This is a genomic window from Aeromonas sp. s10, from assembly GCF_040907975.1.
Taxonomy (GTDB): domain Bacteria; phylum Pseudomonadota; class Gammaproteobacteria; order Enterobacterales; family Aeromonadaceae; genus Aeromonas; species Aeromonas caviae.
In genome coordinates, this window is sequence record NZ_JBFOCV010000052.1 from 318,394 (window position 1) to 337,451 (window position 19,058).

At 61.7% G+C, this 19,058-nt stretch carries 16 protein-coding genes and 1 tRNA gene; 10 read left to right on the top strand and 7 right to left on the bottom strand.

Annotation, left to right across the window (positions count from 1 at the left end; genetic code table 11):
* Positions 1-75 precede the first annotated feature (75 nt).
* Positions 76-588, bottom strand: a complete 513-nt coding sequence (locus AB5Y59_RS19700) for a glycine cleavage system protein R (RefSeq protein WP_104454390.1) — start codon at positions 586-588, stop codon at positions 76-78.
* 258 nt (positions 589-846) lie between these two features.
* Between AB5Y59_RS19700 and AB5Y59_RS19705 the strand changes: the two genes are divergently transcribed.
* The 5 genes from AB5Y59_RS19705 (at position 847) to AB5Y59_RS19725 (ending at position 6,758) form a co-directional block, all read left to right on the top strand.
* Positions 847-1,686: a DUF2726 domain-containing protein gene (locus AB5Y59_RS19705; protein WP_368212541.1), complete on the top strand. Its 840-nt coding sequence runs from the start codon at positions 847-849 to the stop codon at positions 1,684-1,686.
* A gap of 239 nt (positions 1,687-1,925) precedes the next feature.
* The gene (locus tag AB5Y59_RS19710) at positions 1,926-3,344 is read left to right on the top strand and encodes a sigma-54 dependent transcriptional regulator (RefSeq protein ID WP_041213159.1); all 1,419 of its coding nucleotides are present in this window, start codon (positions 1,926-1,928) and stop codon (positions 3,342-3,344) included.
* Between the two features lie 105 nt (positions 3,345-3,449).
* Positions 3,450-4,484, top strand: a complete 1,035-nt coding sequence (locus AB5Y59_RS19715; protein WP_010675278.1) for a PAS domain-containing sensor histidine kinase — start codon at positions 3,450-3,452, stop codon at positions 4,482-4,484.
* A 70-nt stretch (positions 4,485-4,554) separates the two neighbouring features.
* Positions 4,555-5,889 (top strand): sigma-54 dependent transcriptional regulator, encoded by a 1,335-nt coding sequence (locus AB5Y59_RS19720; protein ID WP_010675277.1) that lies wholly within the window; start codon positions 4,555-4,557, stop codon positions 5,887-5,889.
* 107 nt (positions 5,890-5,996) lie between these two features.
* Positions 5,997-6,758 carry a Nif3-like dinuclear metal center hexameric protein gene (locus AB5Y59_RS19725; protein WP_368212542.1) on the top strand — a complete coding sequence of 254 codons (762 nt, stop codon included), beginning with the start codon at positions 5,997-5,999 and terminating at the stop codon, positions 6,756-6,758.
* Between the two features lie 114 nt (positions 6,759-6,872).
* Here AB5Y59_RS19725 and purN read toward each other — a convergent pair whose 3' ends face one another.
* The gene (gene purN / locus AB5Y59_RS19730) at positions 6,873-7,511 is read right to left on the bottom strand and encodes a phosphoribosylglycinamide formyltransferase (protein ID WP_368212543.1); all 639 of its coding nucleotides are present in this window, start codon (positions 7,509-7,511) and stop codon (positions 6,873-6,875) included.
* 32 nt (positions 7,512-7,543) lie between these two features.
* Positions 7,544-8,581 carry a phosphoribosylformylglycinamidine cyclo-ligase gene (purM, locus tag AB5Y59_RS19735; RefSeq protein WP_368212544.1) on the bottom strand — a complete coding sequence of 346 codons (1,038 nt, stop codon included), beginning with the start codon at positions 8,579-8,581 and terminating at the stop codon, positions 7,544-7,546.
* A gap of 176 nt (positions 8,582-8,757) precedes the next feature.
* On the opposite strand from purM, the gene upp reads away from it, so the two are divergent.
* From upp to hda, 3 genes are all read left to right on the top strand, one after another.
* Positions 8,758-9,384: a uracil phosphoribosyltransferase gene (gene upp, locus AB5Y59_RS19740; protein ID WP_005302745.1), complete on the top strand. Its 627-nt coding sequence runs from the start codon at positions 8,758-8,760 to the stop codon at positions 9,382-9,384.
* 141 nt (positions 9,385-9,525) lie between these two features.
* The gene (locus AB5Y59_RS19745) at positions 9,526-10,554 is read left to right on the top strand and encodes a DUF2066 domain-containing protein (RefSeq protein WP_042864114.1); all 1,029 of its coding nucleotides are present in this window, start codon (positions 9,526-9,528) and stop codon (positions 10,552-10,554) included.
* 102 nt (positions 10,555-10,656) lie between these two features.
* Positions 10,657-11,358, top strand: coding sequence for a DnaA inactivator Hda (gene hda / locus AB5Y59_RS19750; protein WP_010675272.1), 702 nt, complete (start codon positions 10,657-10,659; stop codon positions 11,356-11,358).
* 206 nt (positions 11,359-11,564) lie between these two features.
* Here hda and aceA read toward each other — a convergent pair whose 3' ends face one another.
* The 4 genes from aceA to AB5Y59_RS19770 form a co-directional block, all read right to left on the bottom strand.
* Positions 11,565-12,878 (bottom strand): isocitrate lyase, encoded by a 1,314-nt coding sequence (gene aceA, locus AB5Y59_RS19755; protein WP_041214877.1) that lies wholly within the window; start codon positions 12,876-12,878, stop codon positions 11,565-11,567.
* Between the two features lie 69 nt (positions 12,879-12,947).
* On the bottom strand, positions 12,948-14,555 hold the full coding sequence (gene aceB / locus AB5Y59_RS19760; protein ID WP_102948621.1) for a malate synthase A: 1,608 nt from the start codon (positions 14,553-14,555) through the stop codon (positions 12,948-12,950).
* Positions 14,556-15,247: 692 nt separating this feature from the next.
* A complete protein-coding gene (locus AB5Y59_RS19765; RefSeq protein WP_164882083.1) occupies positions 15,248-15,388 on the bottom strand; it encodes a hypothetical protein in 141 nt (46 codons plus the stop codon).
* A 256-nt stretch (positions 15,389-15,644) separates the two neighbouring features.
* Positions 15,645-15,721: transfer RNA gene (locus AB5Y59_RS19770), tRNA-Pro, on the bottom strand.
* A 385-nt stretch (positions 15,722-16,106) separates the two neighbouring features.
* On the opposite strand from AB5Y59_RS19770, the gene tadA reads away from it, so the two are divergent.
* A complete protein-coding gene (tadA, locus tag AB5Y59_RS19775; RefSeq protein ID WP_102948620.1) occupies positions 16,107-16,655 on the top strand; it encodes a tRNA adenosine(34) deaminase TadA in 549 nt (182 codons plus the stop codon).
* Between the two features lie 161 nt (positions 16,656-16,816).
* Positions 16,817-19,054, top strand: coding sequence for an ABC transporter permease subunit (locus AB5Y59_RS19780; RefSeq protein WP_045524162.1), 2,238 nt, complete (start codon positions 16,817-16,819; stop codon positions 19,052-19,054).
* Positions 19,055-19,058: the final 4 nt, after the last annotated feature.

The window sequence follows — 19,058 nt, forward strand, 5'->3', positions numbered from 1 at the left end:
TGGTGCCTCTTTGCTCTGGTTGCGTCTGCGCGGAAGTTATGGCGTCAAACCATGACAAATTTATGACAGGCGACACTATTCGCTCAGATCCTGATCGATGTCGACGACGAGGTCGTCGGAGAGGGACTCCAGGGCTGTGATGAGATCGTCCAGTTCGAGCTGCGGCGGCAGGGCCACCAGAGCGTGGGCATAGAAGAGGGGGGCGCCTGAGTGGGGCGCAGGTTCGCAACCTGTGGTGAGGTCGGCGACGTTGATGTTGAGTTGGCGCAGGATGCTGGCCACTTCATGGACGATGCCCGGTCTGTCGTTGCCGGTGACGCTCAGCATCACCTGATGGGCCGGTTGCGGGCTGAGCTGCCCTTCGGCGAAGCTCACGGTGAGGCCAGGCAGCATCACCAGGGCCTCGCACAGGCTGCGGTAATGCTCGTCAGGCACGGCGACGTGCAAAATGCCGGCAAATTGCCCCGCCAGCTCGCTCATGGAGCTGGCCAGCCAGTTGCCCTGCTGCCGGGTGATGGTATCGGCCAGGCTCTCGACGATACCGGGTTTGTCTGCGCCGATCACGGTGACGACCAATTGCTTTTGCATCCTGCTCTCCTTGAATGGGGCTGCGTGGGGTCCGTTGACGCCTGGCGGCGACGGGGAGTGCGCCAGAACGTCCATGGGCTCTAGCATTGTGCCTGCTGTGACAGGCCATATGAAGCCCGCCTTGCGCAAATTCAGTGAAAAAACGCGAATGCCGGGACGGGCTTGATTTCTGCGCTGCCTGAGTCGCTTTCCCCGTGGTAGAGTGTGCCCCTTCCTCTGGTGTGAACTGAATTTGTCTTGTAAACGGGATGTGCGTGTATGAATAGCCTTGTCGTATCGGGAGCCGTGTTGCTGGGGTTGCTCCTGCTGGTGATCGTCTGGCGCAGGGAGAAAGGGGGCAAGGCCGAGCCCTATGATCTGCAGGAAACCTTGATGAGCCCAGCGGAGCGCACCTTCTTCGGGGTGCTGGACCAGGCGGTGGGGGACAAGGCCCGTGTCTTTGCCAAGGTACGAGCCTCCTTTGTACTGGCGCCCGAGGCGTACCTTGGCAAGGGCAAGCGCCAGCAGGCGCTCGGCAAGATAGGGGAGAAGCACTTCGATTTTCTGCTCTGCCACCCGGCGGATCTCTCTTTCCTGTGTGCCGTGGAGCTGGATGACGAGGGGCACCGCCACCAGAAGCGCAAGGCGCGGGATCTCTTCCTGAAGGCGGCCTGCGATGGCGCCGGCCTGCCGCTGTTGCAGATCCCGGCCAGCAGCCACTACCAGGTCGACGAGTTGCGGGAGCAACTGCTGCCCCTGCTGGCGAGAACGACGGCGCCGGTGGATGACCTGCTGCCCGGCGAGCGCCGCGAACCGACCTTCAGCCCGCTGCTGCTCGATGGTGTCGATCTGGGTACGTCACACCCGGGGGCTGCCAGGGAGCCCCAGGTGCCGCCCCCCCAGGCCGAAGAGGCAATGCCCGCGTTGATGGAGGAGAATCCCTTCCTCGATCCGGATGAGGAGGAGCCCCGGGAGACGACCCCTCATTGCCCCCGCTGTGCCGCGCCCCTGGTGGCACGGGAAGCACGAAAGGGTCCCCATGCCGGTCGCCTGTTCCTCGCCTGCAGCCGGTTTCCCGAGTGCCGCTATGCCGCTCCCCAGGAGAGCGTGAAACACTGATCCCTCCTCTGACGCCGCACCCTGTCGGCGTCATTCTTTCCCCTTCGCTGGTTTTCATCCGATACTCAATCTGGCTGGAAGCGTGATCCCCGTCCCGCCAGGGTCCGGGAGGATGCGACAAGTTTTGACAATCCGCCAGAATTTTGGCACTTTGTCCCCCTTATGACACAGTGCGAAATTGGTTTTAATAAGCACTTAAAAAACAATAACTTGGCGTCAGGTGTGAAAATATGGATAGGATGGCTATGGGTGTGCTGCTTGTTGATGCCGATGATGTGCGGCGCCAGCAACTGGGGACTGTGCTCTCCTTCATGGGGATCCCCTGGCAGGAGGTGGTGGAGAGCGATCTCGATGTGGCCATCGAGACTGCCGGGCCCTTGCAGGGGATTCTGGCCGGGGAACTGCGCGAGCGCGCCCTGAGTGAGCTGCTTGCCGCCCATCCTCGTCTGCCCTTCCTCTCCCTGATGCCGGCGAGCCATGGTTGCAGCAACTTCATCGGGGTGGCCGAGGCGCCCTTTACCTATGAGTCCCTCACCCGTCATCTGCACTTCTGCCAGGCCTTCATCTCCCTGCATCCCCGTCATCAGACCCACGACAAGGGTCAGACCCTGCTGCGCCTGCTGGTGGGCAAGGGGAGGGGCATCCAGGAGGTGCGCCGTCTCATCGGCCAGGTGGCCGAGACCGACGCCAACGTACTGATCCTCGGTGAGTCCGGAACCGGCAAGGAGGTGGTGGCTCGCGCCATCCACGAGCTGTCCGCCCGAAGCGCGGGCCCCTTCGTGCCCATCAACTGCGGCGCCATTCCGGCGGAGCTGCTCGAGAGCGAGCTGTTCGGTCACGAGAAGGGGGCCTTCACCGGTGCCATTGCCGCCCGGCGCGGCCGCTTCGAACTGGCCCAGGGGGGCACCCTCTTCCTCGACGAAATCGGCGATATGCCGCTGCCGATGCAGGTCAAGTTGCTGCGGGTGCTGCAGGAGCGCCAGTTCGACCGGGTCGGAGGCGGCAAGGCCGTCCAGGCAGATGTGAGGGTGATCGCGGCGACCCACCGGGATCTGGAAGCCATGATCCGCACCCAGGCGTTTCGCGAAGATCTCTACTACCGCCTCAATGTGTTTCCCATCGAGACGCCCCCCCTGCGGGATCGGGCCGACGACATCCCGCTGCTGCTGCAGGAGCTGCTCAATCGCCATGCCGAACAGCACAAAGGGATCATCCGTCTGACCCAGCGCGCCATGGAGTCCCTGATGCAGTACGCCTGGCCCGGCAACGTGCGCGAGCTGTCCAACCTCATCGAGCGCCTGCTCATCCTCTATCCGAACCAGATCGTCGATGTGGCGGATCTGCCCGGCCGCTATCGCCTGCTGCCCTGCGAGCCACGAGATGAACGGCTCACCGAGATGGACGAGCGGGACGCCCTGGCTGCCGTGTTCCAGTCCCCACCAGAGCTGGATCCCGGCATCGCCATGCCCCTGCCCATGCAGTTGCCCCAGGAAGGAGTCAACCTCAAGGAGATGCTGGCCGACCTCGAGGTGGAGCTGATCCGCCAGGCCCTGGAGTCCCAGGACGGGGTGGTGGCCCGCGCCGCCGACCTGCTCAGCATGCGCCGCACCACCCTGGTGGAGAAGATGAAGAAGTACGGCATGAGCAAGGACAATTGAGGTCAATGCTTTGACGCATAGACCCAATACATTGATAAATAACGTCTATTTTGCTGGCATGGAAATTGAATAAGCTGACTCAATCGCCAGTTTGAGGTCAGCTTTATGACAATCTTGCAGCAGGATGCCCCCCTCCAGTCACATGAAGTGAGTCAGCTTTACGCCATCTTCACGGCGCTGCCGACCGGCGTGCTGCTGCTCGATGGCGAGGGGCTGATCACCCGCGCAAACCCTGCCGCCCTGGCGCTGCTGGGAGAGCCACTGGAAGGCCTTTCCTGGCGCCAGATCATCGCCCGCTGCTTCGAACCCCGTGAGGATGACGGTCACGAGATTTCCTTGCGCGACGGCCGCCGGGTCCAGCTGTCGACCCAGCCGCTGCCGGATCAGCCCGGCCAACTGGTGTTCATTACCGACTTGACCGAGACCCGCCAGTTGCAGGACAGGGTCAACCACATGAAGCGCCTCTCCGCCCTTGGCAACATGGCGGCTTCTCTGGCGCACCAGATCCGCACCCCGCTCTCCGCCGCCATGCTCTATGCGGCCAACCTGGCCAACCGCACCCTCAAGCCTGAATCCCGCAGCCAGTTCCAGCAAAAATTGATGGCCAGGTTGCAAGACCTGGAAAAACAGATCAACGACATCCTGCTGTTTGCCCGCAATGGCGACAACCAGGTGGTGGCGCCCCTCTCGGTGCAGGGCTTGCTGGCGGAAGTGCAGGCGGGGGCCGAAGCCTTCTGCCAGCAGCAGGGCTGCGCCTTGCATCTGGAGGCCCCTGAGCCCGATCTCTGTCTGCTTGCCAACAGCAGTGCTCTGGCTGGGGCTATCAACAACCTCATCGCCAATGCCCGGCAGGCCGGCGCCGATTCGCTCCTGGTGAGCGCTGTGCGCAGCGGCAACCGGGTGGAGATGCGGGTCATCGACAACGGCAAGGGGATGGCCCCCTCCCTGCTCAACCAGATCTTCGAACCCTTCTTTACCACCCGATCTCAGGGCACGGGCCTCGGTCTTGCGGTGGTGCAGTCGGTAGTACGAGCCCATCAGGGGGAGGTAAGCGTGGCCTCGGTCCCTGGCGAGGGCACCTGTTTTACCCTGTCCTTCCCCCTGCATCAGCAACAGGTTCAGTTGGGGGGCGTGGCATGATGCGCGCAAAAGCCGGAGCGCCGGTGAAGATGATTCTCGACAAGGCCATGTTGGTTGTAGGAGGTGTGGCATGACCCAGGCTCGTATTCTGGTGGTGGAAGATGACAACGGCCTGCGCGAGGCGCTGGTGGATACCCTGCTGCTCGGTGGCTATGAGTGCCGCGAGGTTGACAGCGGCGAGCGGGCCCTGCTTGCCCTGTCCCGTCAGCGCTTTGACATGGTGATCTCCGACATCCAGATGGGGGGCATGGATGGTCTGACCCTGCTCGCCAACATCCGCCAGCAATATCCCCAGGTGCCTGTGCTCCTGATGACTGCCTACGCCAACATCGACGGGGCGGTGCGCGCCATGCGCGAGGGGGCGATCGACTATCTGGCCAAGCCCTTCTCCCCCGAGGTGCTGCTCAACCAGGTCAGCCGTTATGTGCCGGCCCAGAAGGTGGAGAAGCGTGCCGTGGTGTACGGGGACCCCAGGACTGCGGAGCTGTTCCAGCTGGCGACCCGGGTGGCCAGAAGCGAAGCCACCGTCATGGTGACCGGACCGAGCGGGACGGGCAAGGAGGTGCTGGCTCGCTACATTCACGACCACTCCAGCCGGGCAGAGCAGGCCTTCGTCGCCATCAACTGCGCCGCCATTCCGGAGAACATGCTGGAAGCGACTCTGTTTGGCTACGAGAAGGGCGCCTTCACCGGTGCGGTGCAGGGGTGCCCTGGCAAGTTCGAGCAGGCTCAGGGAGGAACCCTGCTGCTCGACGAGATCACCGAGATGGATCTGGGGTTGCAGGCCAAGCTGCTGCGGGTCTTGCAGGAGAAAGAGGTGGAGCGGCTCGGCAGCCGCAAGATGATCCCCCTGGATGTGCGGGTCATTGCCACCAGCAACCGGGATCTGAAAAAAGCGGTGCAGGACGGGTTGTTCCGCGAGGATCTCTACTACCGCCTCAACGTCTTCCCCCTGCGCTGGACGGCGCTCTGGGAGCGCCCGGGGGACATTCTTCCCCTGGCGGAGCATCTGCTGGCGCTGCATGCCAGCCAGATGGGGCTGCCGACGCCGCAGCTCGCAGAGGACGCCCGAGAGCGTCTGATGGCTCACCCCTGGCCCGGCAACGTGCGCGAGCTCGACAACGTGGTTCAGCGCGCCCTGATCCTCTGTCCAGACGGCCTCATCGACTGTGAGCACCTGATCCTGGAGGAGACGGACGAGACCCTGGTGCGCCCGCTCGAGCGGCTGTCAGGGGAGGGGCTCGGCGGCGAACTCAAGCAGCAGGAGCACCAGATCATTCTGGACACCCTGCAGGAGTGCAACGGCAGTCGCAAAGCTGTGGCCGACAAGCTCGGCATCAGCCCGCGCACCCTGCGTTACAAGCTGGCCCAGATGCGTGACGCCGGCATCGAGCTGCCCGCCTAGGCCTGACAGGCGCATGGCCTTGCCGGGCCGGCTCGATTATCATGGGCCCTGACGATCGGAATCCGGCTCCCCGCACAGTGCGTGGGGAGCCCAGCTAGGAGACCCCCATGATCTCTCATCGTAAACTGGAAAGCCTGCTCAACCACCTGCTCGAACCCCATGCCATCAAGGATTACTGCCCCAACGGCCTGCAGGTGGAGGGGCGCGAGCGCATTCGCAAGGTGGTGACCGGCGTCACCGCCAGCCAGGCCCTCATCGATGCCGCCGTGGCCGCCGGGGCCGATGCCATCCTGGTCCATCACGGCTACTTCTGGAGCGGCGAGCCGGCCCAGATCACCGGCATGAAGCAGCGTCGTCTCAAGACCCTCTTGACCCACGACATCAACCTGTTTGCCTATCACCTGCCGCTGGACGTGCACCCCGAGGTGGGGAACAACGCCCAGCTTGCCAGGCTGCTCGGCATCAAGGTGCGTCGCGGCCTCGAACCCTGGAACAGCAAGAGCGTCGCCATGGTGGGCAAGCTGGAGGAGCCCATGAGCGGCAGCGATTTTGCCAAGCTGATTGCCGAGCGTCTCGGTCGCGAGCCGCTTCATTGCAGTGACAGTGGTCCCGAGCTCATCCGCTCCGTGGCCTGGTGCACCGGCGGTGGTCAGAGCTACATCAGCCAGGCGGCGGAGCAGGGCATCGATGCCTTCATCTCCGGCGAAGCCTCCGAGCAGACCATCCACACCGCCCGCGAGATGGGCATGCACTTCTACGCCGCAGGCCACCACGCCACCGAACGTTACGGCGTAAAGGCGCTGGGAGAGTGGCTCGCCACCGTACACGGGTTGGAGGTGACCTTTATCGATATCGACAATCCGGTGTAGGGCCGATTAGCCGCGCAGCGGCGTCATCGGACGTGATGACAGCCATTGCGCTGGTCGATGGAAATGACAAGGGAGGCCTGAGCCTCCCTTGTTGTGTCTTACTGCTGCTAGCGGTTACTCGCTGGCATAGCCTGCCAGGCCAAGCTGCTTGCCATCGAGGAAGGCAGACCCTTCTCGCATCTGCAAGCGCGCTTCACAGAACCACTGCACTACCAGGGGGTAGATGCTGTGCTCCTGCACCTGGACCCGGGCGGCGACCTCGTCGGCACTGTCCCCTTCGAAGATGGGGACCCGTGCCTGGAGGATCACCGGGCCGCCGTCGAGCTCTTCGGTGACGAAGTGGACGCTGGCGCCGTGCTCGTCATCACCGGCCTCGATGGCGCGCTGGTGGGTGTGCAGACCCTGGTATTTCGGCAGCAACGAGGGGTGGATGTTGATCATCCTCCCCGCGAAGTGGCGCACGAGGTCGGCGCTCAGGATCCGCATAAAGCCGGCCAGCACAACCAGATCCGGTTGATAATCCGCCATCAGGGCCAGCAGGGCGGCATCATACTCCTCCCGGCTGGCGAACTGCTGCTGGGCCAGGATGGCGGTTGCCACCCCGGCTTCCCTGGCACGCACCAGGCCATAGGCATCAGCCTTGTTGCTGATGACGCCGACCACCTGACCGGCAATCTTGCCGCCGGCACAGCCGTCGAGGATGGCCTGCAGGTTGCTGCCGCTGCCTGAGATGAGGACGAGGATGCGTTTCATAGGGGAGGTCATCTGGCCGTTGATCCGATCATTCATTGAATGATGACCTGCTCCTCACCATCGGCCGCCTTGGCGATGTGGCCGATGTGCCAGGCGTTCTCGCCTTCGGCCTTGAGCAGGGCCAGTGCCTTGTCCAGCTGATCCGCCGGCAGGGCGATGATCATGCCGACGCCGCAGTTGAAGGTGCGATACATCTCGTGGCGGGTGACGTTGCCTGCCTGTTGCAGCCAGCTGAACACCGCCGGCCACTGCCAGCTCTGCTCGTCGATGACCGCCTGGGTGTTGGCGGGCAGCACGCGCGGGATGTTCTCCCAGAAGCCGCCGCCGGTGATGTGGGACAGGGCGTGGATCTCGCACTCCTCGATGAGCTTGAGCACGGGCTTCACGTAGATGCGGGTCGGCTCCAGCAGGGCGTTGGCCAGGGTGGTATCACCCAGCGGCTGCTGCACGTCGGCCTTGGAGACTTCCAGGATCTTGCGAATGAGGGAGAAGCCGTTGGAGTGGGGACCGCTGGCGGCCAGGGCGATCAGGGCATCCCCTTCGCCAACCTTGCTGCCGTCGATGATCTCGCTCTTTTCCACCACGCCGACACAGAAACCGGCGATGTCGTAATCTTCCCCTTCATACATGCCAGGCATTTCGGCAGTTTCACCGCCGACCAGGGCACAGCCGGACTGTTCGCAGCCGGCGCCGATGCCGGTGACCACGGCAGCGGCAGTGTCCACGTCCAGTTTGCCGGTGGCATAGTAGTCGAGGAAGAAGAGGGGCTCGGCGCCCTGCACGATGAGGTCATTGACGCACATGGCGACCAAGTCGATCCCCACGGTGTCGTGCTTCTTCAGGTCGATGGCCAGACGCAGCTTGGTGCCCACCCCGTCGGTACCGGAGACCAGTACCGGTTCCTTGTAGCCAGCAGGGATTTGACACAGGGCCCCAAAGCCGCCAAGACCACCAAGGACTTCAGGACGACGAGTGCGTTTTGACACGCCCTTGATACGTTCAACCAGTGCATTGCCGGCATCGATATCTACGCCAGCATCCTTGTAGCTCAGTGAGGTTTTGTCAGTCACGCGTATTCCCCGTCATATAAAGAAGTGGAGGGTAAAATTCGGGGCGTATTCTACCAGCGGGCACGAAAAACCAGAAAGAAAATCGTTTGCGCGTTTTTGAATCGAAAAGCTCTACAAGCCGTGGCTTTTGTTGTATGATTCCGCGATTTTTTTGGCGCCGGTTAGAGGAGATAATAATGAAAGTCGTTGAAGTCAAACACCCCCTGGTCAAGCACAAGATCGGCCTGATGCGCGAAGGCGACATCAGCACCAAGCGTTTCCGTGAACTGGCCAAGGAAGTGGGCAGTTTGTTGACCTACGAAGCGACCTCTGACTTCGAAACCGAAAAAGTGACCATCGATGGCTGGAACGGCCCTGTGGAAGTCGACCAGATCAAGGGCAAGAAGGTCACCGTCGTGCCCATCCTGCGCGCCGGTCTTGGCATGATGGATGGCGTGCTGGAGCACATGCCGAGCGCCCGCGTCAGCGTGGTCGGTATCTATCGCGATGAAGAGACCCTGCAGCCTGTCCCCTACTTCGAGAAGATCGTCAGCAACATCGAAGAGCGTCTGGCCCTGGTCATCGACCCCATGCTGGCCACCGGCGGCTCCATGATCGCCACCATCGATCTGCTCAAGAAGAAAGGTTGCCAGTCCATCAAGGTGCTGGTGCTGGTTGCCGCCCCCGAAGGCATCAAGGCGCTGGAAGCCGCTCACCCGGACGTGGAGCTGTTCTGTGCCTCCATCGACCAGGGGCTGAACGAGAAGGGCTATATCGTCCCGGGCTTGGGTGATGCTGGCGACAAGATCTTCGGCACCAAGTAAGCCTCACCCCATCGCCGCGCCCAAGGCGCGCAAACGGAGCCGGCACCCTGCCGGCTCCGCTGTTTCTCCCCCCCTTTGCTTGCTGCCATGCGCGCCTTGCCGCTACCATAAGCACCATCCCCCATTTCGAGAATCTTCTTTATGCTGAAACGCTTAGCGACTCTCCTCTGCTGCTGTCTGCCTCTCGTGGTGTCGGCCGCCCAGGTAACCGACCTCTATCAGGGCAAGGCTCCCACCAGTGGCGACATGACGGCCGCCCAGTCCCAGGCGCTGGGGGATGTGCTCGTCAAGGTGACGGGCAAGCGCGATATCCTCACCCAGCCGGATGTGGTGAAGGCCCTGGCGGCGCCGGCGGATTACGTGCAGCAATACAGCTATCAGGACATCGGCTCGGTCAAGTTTCTCAAGGCGGATTTCAATGTGGCCAAGGTGAACGCCCTGGTCGGCCAGAGCAAGTTTGCCCTGCTTGGCCCGGTGCGGCCGCAGGTCGCCATCTGGCTGGTTGTCGACGAAGGCGAGCGGCGCATTCTGCCGGATCAGTCCGGCGATGGCTGGTCCGAGGCGCTGCGTGCCCAGACCCAGGCCATGGGGCTGCCGGTCAGTCTCCCGCTGATGGACTTGGATGACAACATGGCGGTCAATGCCACCGATGTCTGGGGCCGCTTTGCTGATCCCGTGCTCAAGGCGAGCCAGCGTTACGGCGCCGAAATGGTGGTGCTCGGCAAACTGAGCCCGGAGGGGGAGGCCTGGAGCATCGACTGGGGTCTTTATGGTACCAAGCCGGGGGCGCAGGCAGGAGAGCTGACCGAGCTGACCAAGGGCTCGGGTTCAGGTACCCAGGCCGAGGTGGCAAAGGGCTTTGCCGATGCCCTGGCCGGTTGGCTGGTGCAGCAGTACGGTACCCGTCTCTCCGGTGTCGCCTCCAGCCAGACCCTGGTGGTGGAGGGGCTGTCCGACATCGATGGCATGATCCAGATCCAGAAGCTGCTGCAGGGGATGGCCAGTGTCACCAAGGTGGCCATCGGCAAGCTGGAAGGGGACAAGGTGACCTTCAACCTCTCGCTGCAGGGGGACAAGGCCGAGCTGGTGAGGGGGTTGCAACTGGAGAGCCGCCTGCATCAGGTGGAAGACAACGAGAGCGGCCTGCGCTATCAATGGTCGCAGCCCTGATCCCGGGGAAGGATCCTGACCGCCCGGCATGGTCCGGGCGGTTCTCTATCTGCCCCGCTGGTGATACACTTGCCCGCAAATATCACAGTCAAAGCCCAACGAGTGAAGCAACCGGCCCAACTGTCTTTAGCCGTACAACTACCGGATGATGAAACCTTCGTCAGTTTTTATCCCGGCAACAACGCCCATCTGATCACCGCCCTCAAGAATGCGGCCATCGGTCAGGGCTCGCCCTTCCTCTATTTCTGGGGAGCCAAGGGGTCGGGCCGCTCCCATCTGCTCCATGCCACCTGCGCCGAGGTCAACGCCCGCGACGCGGCGGCGGCCTATCTCTCCCTCGATCAATTCGAACAGCTCGACCCCAGCATGCTCGATGCCCTGGAGAGCCTGCCCCTGGTCTGTCTCGACAGCCTGGAGGCGATCGCCGGTAACGCCCTGTGGGAGCGGGCCCTGTTCGACTTCTACAATCGCTGGAAGGAGAAGGGGGAGGGGACGCTCATCGTTACCGGCTGCAGCGCGCCACGCAAGCTGGGGCTGCAACTGCCGGATCTCGCGTCCCGTCTCGACTGGGGAGTGAGCTTCCACCTCGACGAGCTGGACGACGAGGGCAAACTCAGCGCCCTGCAACTGCGCGCCGAGCTGCGGGGTTTCAAGCTGCCCATCGACGTGGGCCGTTTCCTGCTCAACCGCCTCTCCCGCGACATGCGCACCCTGCTTGCCACCCTCAATCGTCTCGACAACGCCTCCTTCCGTGCCAAGCGCAAGCTGACCATTCCCTTTGTCAAAGAGATACTCGAGCTCTGAAAACCTATCCCATTAGGCTATCTTATTCGCCATTTTGAACCTGGGCAGTGCTCGAAATCCTCACGTACTACAGTACGCTCCGGTTTCTGCGCGCTGTCCGTGTTCAAACTGCCTTCAACGATTACGCCTACTGGGATAGGTTCTAAGCCCCATAACGACAAACCCCGGGACTTGGCCGGGGTTTGTTTGCGAGCATTACACAGCTATCAGTGGAACTGATCTTCTTCGGTGGAGCCGGTCAGGGCGGTCACCGAGGACTGGCCGCCCTGAATGACGGTGGTCACCTTGTCGAAGTAACCCGTACCCACTTCCTGCTGGTGTGCCACGAAGGTGTAGCCCCGCTCGGCAGCGGCGAACTCGGGCTGCTGCACCATCTCGACATAGTGCTTCATCCCCTCGCCACGGGCGTACTGGTAGGCCAGCTCGTACATGTGGAACCACATGTTGTGGATACCCGCCAGGGTGATGAACTGGTACTTGTAGCCCATGTCGGAGAGCTCCTGCTGGAAGCGGGCGATGGTGGCATCGTCCAGGTTCTTCTTCCAGTTGAAGCTCGGGGAGCAGTTGTAGGCCAGGATCTTGTCCGGGTACTGGGCCTTGATGGCCTCGGCAAATTTGCGCGCCTCGTCCAGATCGGGCTTGGCGGTCTCGCACCACACCATGTCGGCATAAGGGGCATAGGCCAGGCCGCGGGAGATGGCCTGCTCGATACCAGCCTGCACCTTGTAGAAGCCCTCGCTGGTGCGCTCACCGGTCAGGAAGCCGGCATCGTAGGGGTCGGCATCCGTGGTCAGCAGATCTGCCGCGTTGGCGTCGGTACGGGCGATCACCAGGGTGGTGGTGCCGCAGACGTCGGCTGCCAGACGGGCTGCGATGAGCTTTTGCACCGCTTCCTGGCTCGGGACCAGTACCTTGCCGCCCATGTGGCCGCACTTTTTCACGGACGCGAGCTGATCTTCGAAGTGCACGCCGGCGGCGCCCGCTTCAATCATCCCCTTCATCAGCTCGAAGGCGTTCAGCACGCCGCCGAAACCGGCTTCCGCATCCGCTACTATGGGCAGGAAGTAGTCGATGAAGCCCTTGTCCTCTGGTCCAACCTTGTTGGCCCACTGGATCTGGTCGGCCCGGGCGAAGGAGTTGTTGATGCGCTCCACCACGGAGGGGACGGAGTTGGCCGGGTAGAGGGACTGATCCGGGTACATGGTGGAGGAGAGGTTGTTGTCCGCCGCCACCTGCCAGCCGGAGAGATAGATGGCTTCGATGCCGGCCTTGGCCTGTTGCACCGCTTGGCCGCCGGTCAGGGCGCCGAGGCAGTTTACATAGCCTTTCTTGGCGCCGCCGTGGATCAGCTCCCACAGTTTGTCGGCGCCGCGTTGGGCCAGAGTGTGTGCCGGCTGCAGGCTGCCACGCAGGTTCACCACGTCCTCGGCGCTGTAGCCGCGCTTGATCCCTTTCCAGCGGGGGTTTTCTGCCCAGTCTTTCTCGATAGCCTGGATCTGTTGCTCACGGGTCAGTGCCATATCAGTTCCCTCTTTCATTGATTTCACGTTTCCATTGACTTGTTATGGGGGCCGTTACCGGCCCGGGTCTCACAGCCGCTCGTAGCCGGGCAGCGTCAGAAAATCGATGAGTGTGTCGGCGCAGGTGATCTCGTCCATCAGGGCGCTTGCCTCGGCGAAACGGCCCGATTGCCAGCGGGCCTCGCCCACTTCGCCTCTGACCACCTCCTGCTCCTCGGCCAGCATCTGGCGGAACAGCGCCTTGGTCACTGCCTGACCGTTGGAGAGGGTCTTGCCGTGGCGGATCCACTGCCAGATGGAGGTGCGGGAGATCTCGGCGGTGGCGGCATCTTCCATCAGTCCGTAGATGGGCACGCAGCCATTGCCGTTGATCCAGGCTTCCAGGTATTGCAGGGCGACGCGGATATTGGTGCGCATGCCCGCCTCGGTGCGATCACCCTCACAGGGGGCCAGCAGATCGGCGGCCGTGATGGGGGCATCTTGCTCGCGCAGCACGCCGATCTGGTTCTGGGCACCCGCCGGAATGGTGGCGTTGAACACCGCCATGGCGGTATCGGCCAGACCGGGGTGGGCGACCCAAGTGCCATCGTGGCCGTTGTCGGCCTCGCGCTGCTTGTCCGCGTGCACCTTGGCAAACACCTGCTCGTTGACGGCCGCGTCCTTGGCCGGAATAAAGGCAGCCATGCCCCCCATCGCCAGCGCGCCGCGTTTGTGGCAGGTCTTGATAAGGAGTCGCGAATAGGCAGAGAGGAACGGCTTGTCCATGGTCACCACCTGACGATCCGGCAGGACGCGATCCGGGTGGTTTTTCAAGGTCTTGATATAGCTGAAGATGTAGTCCCAGCGACCGCAGTTGAGGGCGACGATGTGATCCTTCATCTGATAGAGCAGCTCATCCATCTCGAACACCGCCGGCAGGGTCTCGATGAGCACGGTGGCCTTGATGGTACCGCGGGGCAGACCGAATTTGTCCTCGGTCCAGGCGAACACCTCGCTCCACCAGCGCCCTTCCAGATGGCTCTGCAGCTTGGGTACGTAGAAGTAGGGACCGGAGCCCTTGGCCAGCAACGCCTTGTGGTTGTGCAGGAAATAGAGGGCGAAGTCGAACAGGCCGCCGGGAATGGGGGCACCATCAAAGGTGACGTGCTTCTCCGGCAGATGCAGACCGCGCACCCGGCAGATGAGCACGGCCGGATTGGGATTCAAGGTATAAGCCTTCCCCTCCGGGCTCTGGTAGGCAATGGTGCCGTTGACCGCATCGCGCAGGTTGATCTGGCCCTCGATCACCTTGTTCCAGGCCGGGGCCAGGGAGTCCTCGAAGTCGGCCATGAAGACCTTGACGTTGGCGTTGAGGGCATTGATCACCATTTTGCGCTCGACCGGGCCGGTGATCTCCACACGGCGGTCCTGCAGATCGGCGGGAATGCCGCGCACCGTCCAGTCACCATCGCGAATATGGGCGGTCTCTGGCAGGAAGTCCGGCAACTCGCCGCCATCGATACGGGCCTGGCGTGCGACTCGCTGCTTCAGCAGCTCGTTGCGTTGGGGAGCGAAACGTTCCACCAGTTCGGACACCAGGGCCACCGCATCCGGCGTCAGGATCTGCGCGTAATCGGGAAGCATCTCGCCTTGAATGCGCAGGCGGGTGCTGCTGATGGTCTGGGCCGGTGCCGACATAGTGGGTACTCCTCCAAAAGTTACATTTTGAATTTATTAACTACGACTAACGTCTATATCCCTTTCTTTCAAACTCCCCATAACAGCGGGGTAACACGATTCATAAGGTGCAAAAGAATGGCGGATTCGTCAACTTGATTTTTAAAACAGGTGTTTCTTGATGATAGTTAAGATGCTGTTTTAAATGGATTTATGTGATTGGTGCAAAAGCTCTTTGCAGATGGTTATGCTCTTGGGTTGCCGGGGCGGCAGGGGGGAGGATTTCGGTAGAGGGGATGGGTTAAAAATGTAACTAATTACGTAATTAAATTACAAATGCAAAAACAAATCCCGACATTACTCCAAGCTTTGCAAAAACATTTGTATGAAATGCCTTCGTTCAATCCAGCATGCATGGGGGCTATGAAGTGACTGGATAGTGAACTTATGTTTAAAACTAAAATGTCAAATTGGGTCAAAATGGCGAAGGCGAACAGGAGAGAGGGAAATGACGAGCAATAACGTAGGTTTGTATCAAGGCGTGTCCATGAAGGAGAGGGAGGTTGGGGCGCAGTAAGTAGTCAATCAAACTGATTTTTGAAGAAAAACTAGCATTTTGTCGTTATTTGCGGTGGCGGTCTGTTGGCCGGGGTCAAGGGCGGTGCCGGACAGCAAAACCGGCGTCTTGAATCGCACTATGGCACGGGCTCGTCTCAGTAATCTTCATCCGGGGCGGCGAGATCGATCACATCGAGGTGCACTGAACTGCCAAACTCGTGCTCTGCGGAATCGAGCTCGGAGGGCGTGGGGGAGATCAGGGGCTGAACGGGCTGGGAGTCAACAGCTTGGGTCATGGATGCTTGCCTCATTGATTGCAAGCCGGTCGGTGATTCCATCACCCTAGTGTCCACCTCCCTGTTTTTATGGCCGGCGGAAAAGTTGCGTATCCTAGCGGCACTTTATGAAAGCTTCAAGTGGTTCTGTATAAAATTCATGCCAATAAAAAGCGGCGACCCGATGAACGGGGGAGGTGAGAGGAAAAGAGGCAAGCGTCGGGCGTGCAGGCAAAAAAATAGCCCAGTCGTTTGACTGGGCTATTTTCGGGGAATTTGGTCGGTGTGAGAGGATTCGAACCTCCGACCCTCTACACCCCATGCAGATGCGCTACCTGGCTGCGCTACACACCGACGGAGTCAGCTCGGCTGACGGGGAGGAAGTCTAATCGGATGATTTGGCGGGCGCAACTCCTTTTTTATCAGGGAGATGCCGACTGCTTCTTTATTGTTCAGCCAAGATGCAACTTGGGCCCTGGCCGGAGTTTTGGCATAATCGCCGCCCCCTTAGGCGGGCACAGGGTGGCGAACACCCAACTCGGGGCGTTCCGATGTCGCCGGGGCCTTTGGCCTCTCTTTCATTGACAGCATCTTCTGCCGTGGGCTACCGGCTACCGGTCAGCGCGAGGGGGAAGGGGCCCGGTGTGCCCAGGGCCGGGACGCAGCAATCCGGGAGTGCGCGGCCGATGCCGTGCAGGTGCCAGGCAAGCCGACATCATATCGACGAGAGGATCAGGGCGTGAAACCATCTGAAGTTGCAGCACAGATCAGCCAGCGCGAGCAGGACGAACGCTGGATGCGCCATGCCATGGCCCTGGCCGCCAGGGCAGAGGGGATAGGCGAGATCCCGGTGGGCGCCGTGCTGGTGCTGGGGGACGAGATAGTGGCAGAGGGGTGGAATCGTTCCATCAGCGAGCACGACGCCTGCGCCCATGCCGAGGTGATGGCGCTTCGGGAAGCGGGCAAGCAGCTTGAAAACTATCGCCTGCTCGACACCACCCTCTATGTGACGCTGGAGCCCTGCTGCATGTGTGCCGGCGCCCTCATCCACAGCCGGGTCAAACGGGTGGTCTATGGTGCCCGGGATTTGAAGACGGGGGCGGCAGGGTCTGTGTTCGACATCCTGCTGGATCCCCGCCACAACCACCAGGTGGCACTGACGGGGGAGGTGCTCGCCGACGCCTGCTCGGCCCAGCTGTCGGATTTCTTCAAACGGCGTCGCGCCGAGAAGAAGGCGGCCAGATTCGCCGCGAAAGAGGCGCTTCCTCACGATGACACCGGGGCCTGATGGCCCCGTTTGCTTTTATTTCACTGCCAGACCGGCGGCCTGCTTCCTACCAACTGCCACCCCTGCGATGAAGCCCGCGCTCTTTGCCGCTGTTGATGTAACAAAACTGTCATGCATCCGCCATATAATGCCGCCAAGCCTAGCTCACATTGAGGTCTTGCATGTCATCGGAATCGTTAAATCTGGTCATGGCGGGCAGTCGAAAACGCCGGATCAAGGATAAATTGGCCAAATATGGCGTCACCACAGGGGGAGCCCTGGTGCTGGTGGCGCTGTTGCTTATCTTCTTCTACCTGCTTTATGTGGTGAAGCCCATCTTCAATGGCGCCAGCATGGAGAGCACCGCTTCCTTCACCCTGCCCATCAAGGGCAAGACCGCCTGGCTCGGGGTCGAGGAGCAAAACGAGATAGGTTACCGCTTCAGTGACCTGGGGAAGGTCAAGTTCTTTGCCGTGCAACCGGATGGCAAGATCAAGACCGGACAGGTGATTGGCGAGGCGCAGGTGAACGGCGAGATCACGGCGGTCGCGCCGCCTGCGCCGGGCCAGAAACTCATCGCCTATGGGTTTGCCGACGGCAAGGCCCAGGTGGTGCAACCCTATTTCAAGATCTCCTATCCCAATGACGTGCGCGTCATCGAGCCCAGCCTGCAATATCCCTTCGGCGAGACCCCCGTGGTGATCGATCCCCAGGGCAAGGCGCTGACGCGCATGGTCTTCGAGGCGACCAAGGACAAGATGGCGACCGCGGCCGTGACCGAAGATGGTCGTGGTGTGCTGATGGTGATGAGCGGCGAGGAGAATTTCCTCTCCGGCGAAATCGAGTGGAGCAACCAGACCTACACCATTCCGTCCCTGCCACGCCATGTTGACCAGATGCTGCTGACCCCGAACCTGCGCCTGTTGTTCGTGCGCGAGGGCAACCGCCTGTCGGTCTATGACATCCACAACCTGAGCGACATCTCCCTGCGCAATGTCATGGAGATCAACGCCCCCAATGCCAGCGTGACCCAGGTTGCCCTGCTCTCCGGTGCGTCCTCCCTGCTGGTGGGCAACGACAACGGCGTCATCTCCCAGTGGTTCGAGGTGGCAAAGGATGGCAAGCGCCAGTTCACCCAGATCCGTGACTTCAAGAGTGACGCGCCGGTCGCCCTGCTGACCCCCGAGCACTTTCGCAAGGGCTTCATCAGCGCAGGCAGCGACGGCACCATCAACTTCTTCCATGCCACCGGCGAAGCCAAGCTGCTTGGCGAGAAGGTTGACGGGGGCAACCTGGCTGCCGTTGCCATCTCTCCTCGCCACAACCTGCTGTTGACCCAGCAGGGGGATGACTTCAAGGTCTTTGACGTCGAGAACGATCACCCCGAGGTAACCTGGTCTGCCCTCTGGCAACAGGTGTGGTATGAAGGCTATCCCGAGCCCCAGTACGTGTGGCAGTCCACCTCCGCCAGCAACGACTTCGAAGCCAAGCTGAGCCTGGTGCCCCTGGTGTTCGGTACCTTGAAAGCCTCTTTCTATGCCATGGTGTTCGCGGTGCCCCTGGGTGTCGCCGGCGCCATCTATACCGCCTACTTCATGTCGGCGGGACTGCGCAAATACGTCAAGCCGACGGTGGAGATCATGGCGGCGCTGCCGACCGTCATCCTCGGCTTCCTGGCGGGTCTGTGGCTCGCGCCCATCATCGAAGGGGCCCTGCCCGGGGTGATCCTGCTGCTGATCCTGCTGCCCATGGGCATGCTGCTCACCGCCCTGGTGTGGAACTATCTGCCGGAGCGCGGCCGCACCTGGCTGCCGGAAGGCTGGCACGCCATCCTGCTTATCCCTGTGCTGCTGTTCATCGGATGGGGCGCCTTCGCCTTGAGCCCCATCATCGAGAACGCCTTCATGCACGGTGATTCGCGCATCTGGCTGACCCACGACATGGGCATCAAGTTTGACCAGCGCAACTCCCTGGTGGTCGGTATCGCCATGGGCTTTGCGGTCATCCCCACCATCTTCTCCATCGCCGAAGACGCGGTCTTCTCGGTGCCCAAGCACCTGACCCAGGGCTCGCTTGCGCTGGGGGCTACCCCGTGGCAGACCCTGAGCCGGGTGGTGATCCTCACCGCGAGCCCGGGCATCTTCTCGGCGGTGATGATGGGCCTTGGCCGCGCCGTGGGCGAGACCATGATCGTGCTGATGGCCACCGGCAACACCCCCATCATGGACTTTTCCATGTTCCAGGGGCTGCGGACCCTGGCGGCGAACATCGCGGTGGAGATGCCGGAATCGGAAGTGGGCAGCTCCCACTACCGGGTGCTCTTCCTCGCCGCCTTCGTGCTGTTTGTGTTCACCTTCTTGTTCAATACCCTGGCTGAATTCGTCCGCCAGCGGTTGCGTGAAAAGTACAGCTCTCTGTAAGGAC

Coding starts and splice junctions, on each gene's coding strand:
- AB5Y59_RS19700 (WP_104454390.1), bottom strand. CDS start 588: ATGCAAAAGCAATTGGTCGTCACCGTGATCGGCGCAGACAAACCCGGT.
- AB5Y59_RS19705 (WP_368212541.1), top strand. CDS start 847: ATGAATAGCCTTGTCGTATCGGGAGCCGTGTTGCTGGGGTTGCTCCTG.
- AB5Y59_RS19710 (WP_041213159.1), top strand. CDS start 1,926: ATGGCTATGGGTGTGCTGCTTGTTGATGCCGATGATGTGCGGCGCCAG.
- AB5Y59_RS19715 (WP_010675278.1), top strand. CDS start 3,450: ATGACAATCTTGCAGCAGGATGCCCCCCTCCAGTCACATGAAGTGAGT.
- AB5Y59_RS19720 (WP_010675277.1), top strand. CDS start 4,555: ATGACCCAGGCTCGTATTCTGGTGGTGGAAGATGACAACGGCCTGCGC.
- AB5Y59_RS19725 (WP_368212542.1), top strand. CDS start 5,997: ATGATCTCTCATCGTAAACTGGAAAGCCTGCTCAACCACCTGCTCGAA.
- purN (WP_368212543.1), bottom strand. CDS start 7,511: ATGAAACGCATCCTCGTCCTCATCTCAGGCAGCGGCAGCAACCTGCAG.
- upp (WP_005302745.1), top strand. CDS start 8,758: ATGAAAGTCGTTGAAGTCAAACACCCCCTGGTCAAGCACAAGATCGGC.
- AB5Y59_RS19745 (WP_042864114.1), top strand. CDS start 9,526: ATGCTGAAACGCTTAGCGACTCTCCTCTGCTGCTGTCTGCCTCTCGTG.
- aceA (WP_041214877.1), bottom strand. CDS start 12,878: ATGGCACTGACCCGTGAGCAACAGATCCAGGCTATCGAGAAAGACTGG.
- aceB (WP_102948621.1), bottom strand. CDS start 14,555: ATGTCGGCACCGGCCCAGACCATCAGCAGCACCCGCCTGCGCATTCAA.
- AB5Y59_RS19765 (WP_164882083.1), bottom strand. CDS start 15,388: ATGACCCAAGCTGTTGACTCCCAGCCCGTTCAGCCCCTGATCTCCCCC.
- AB5Y59_RS19780 (WP_045524162.1), top strand. CDS start 16,817: ATGTCATCGGAATCGTTAAATCTGGTCATGGCGGGCAGTCGAAAACGC.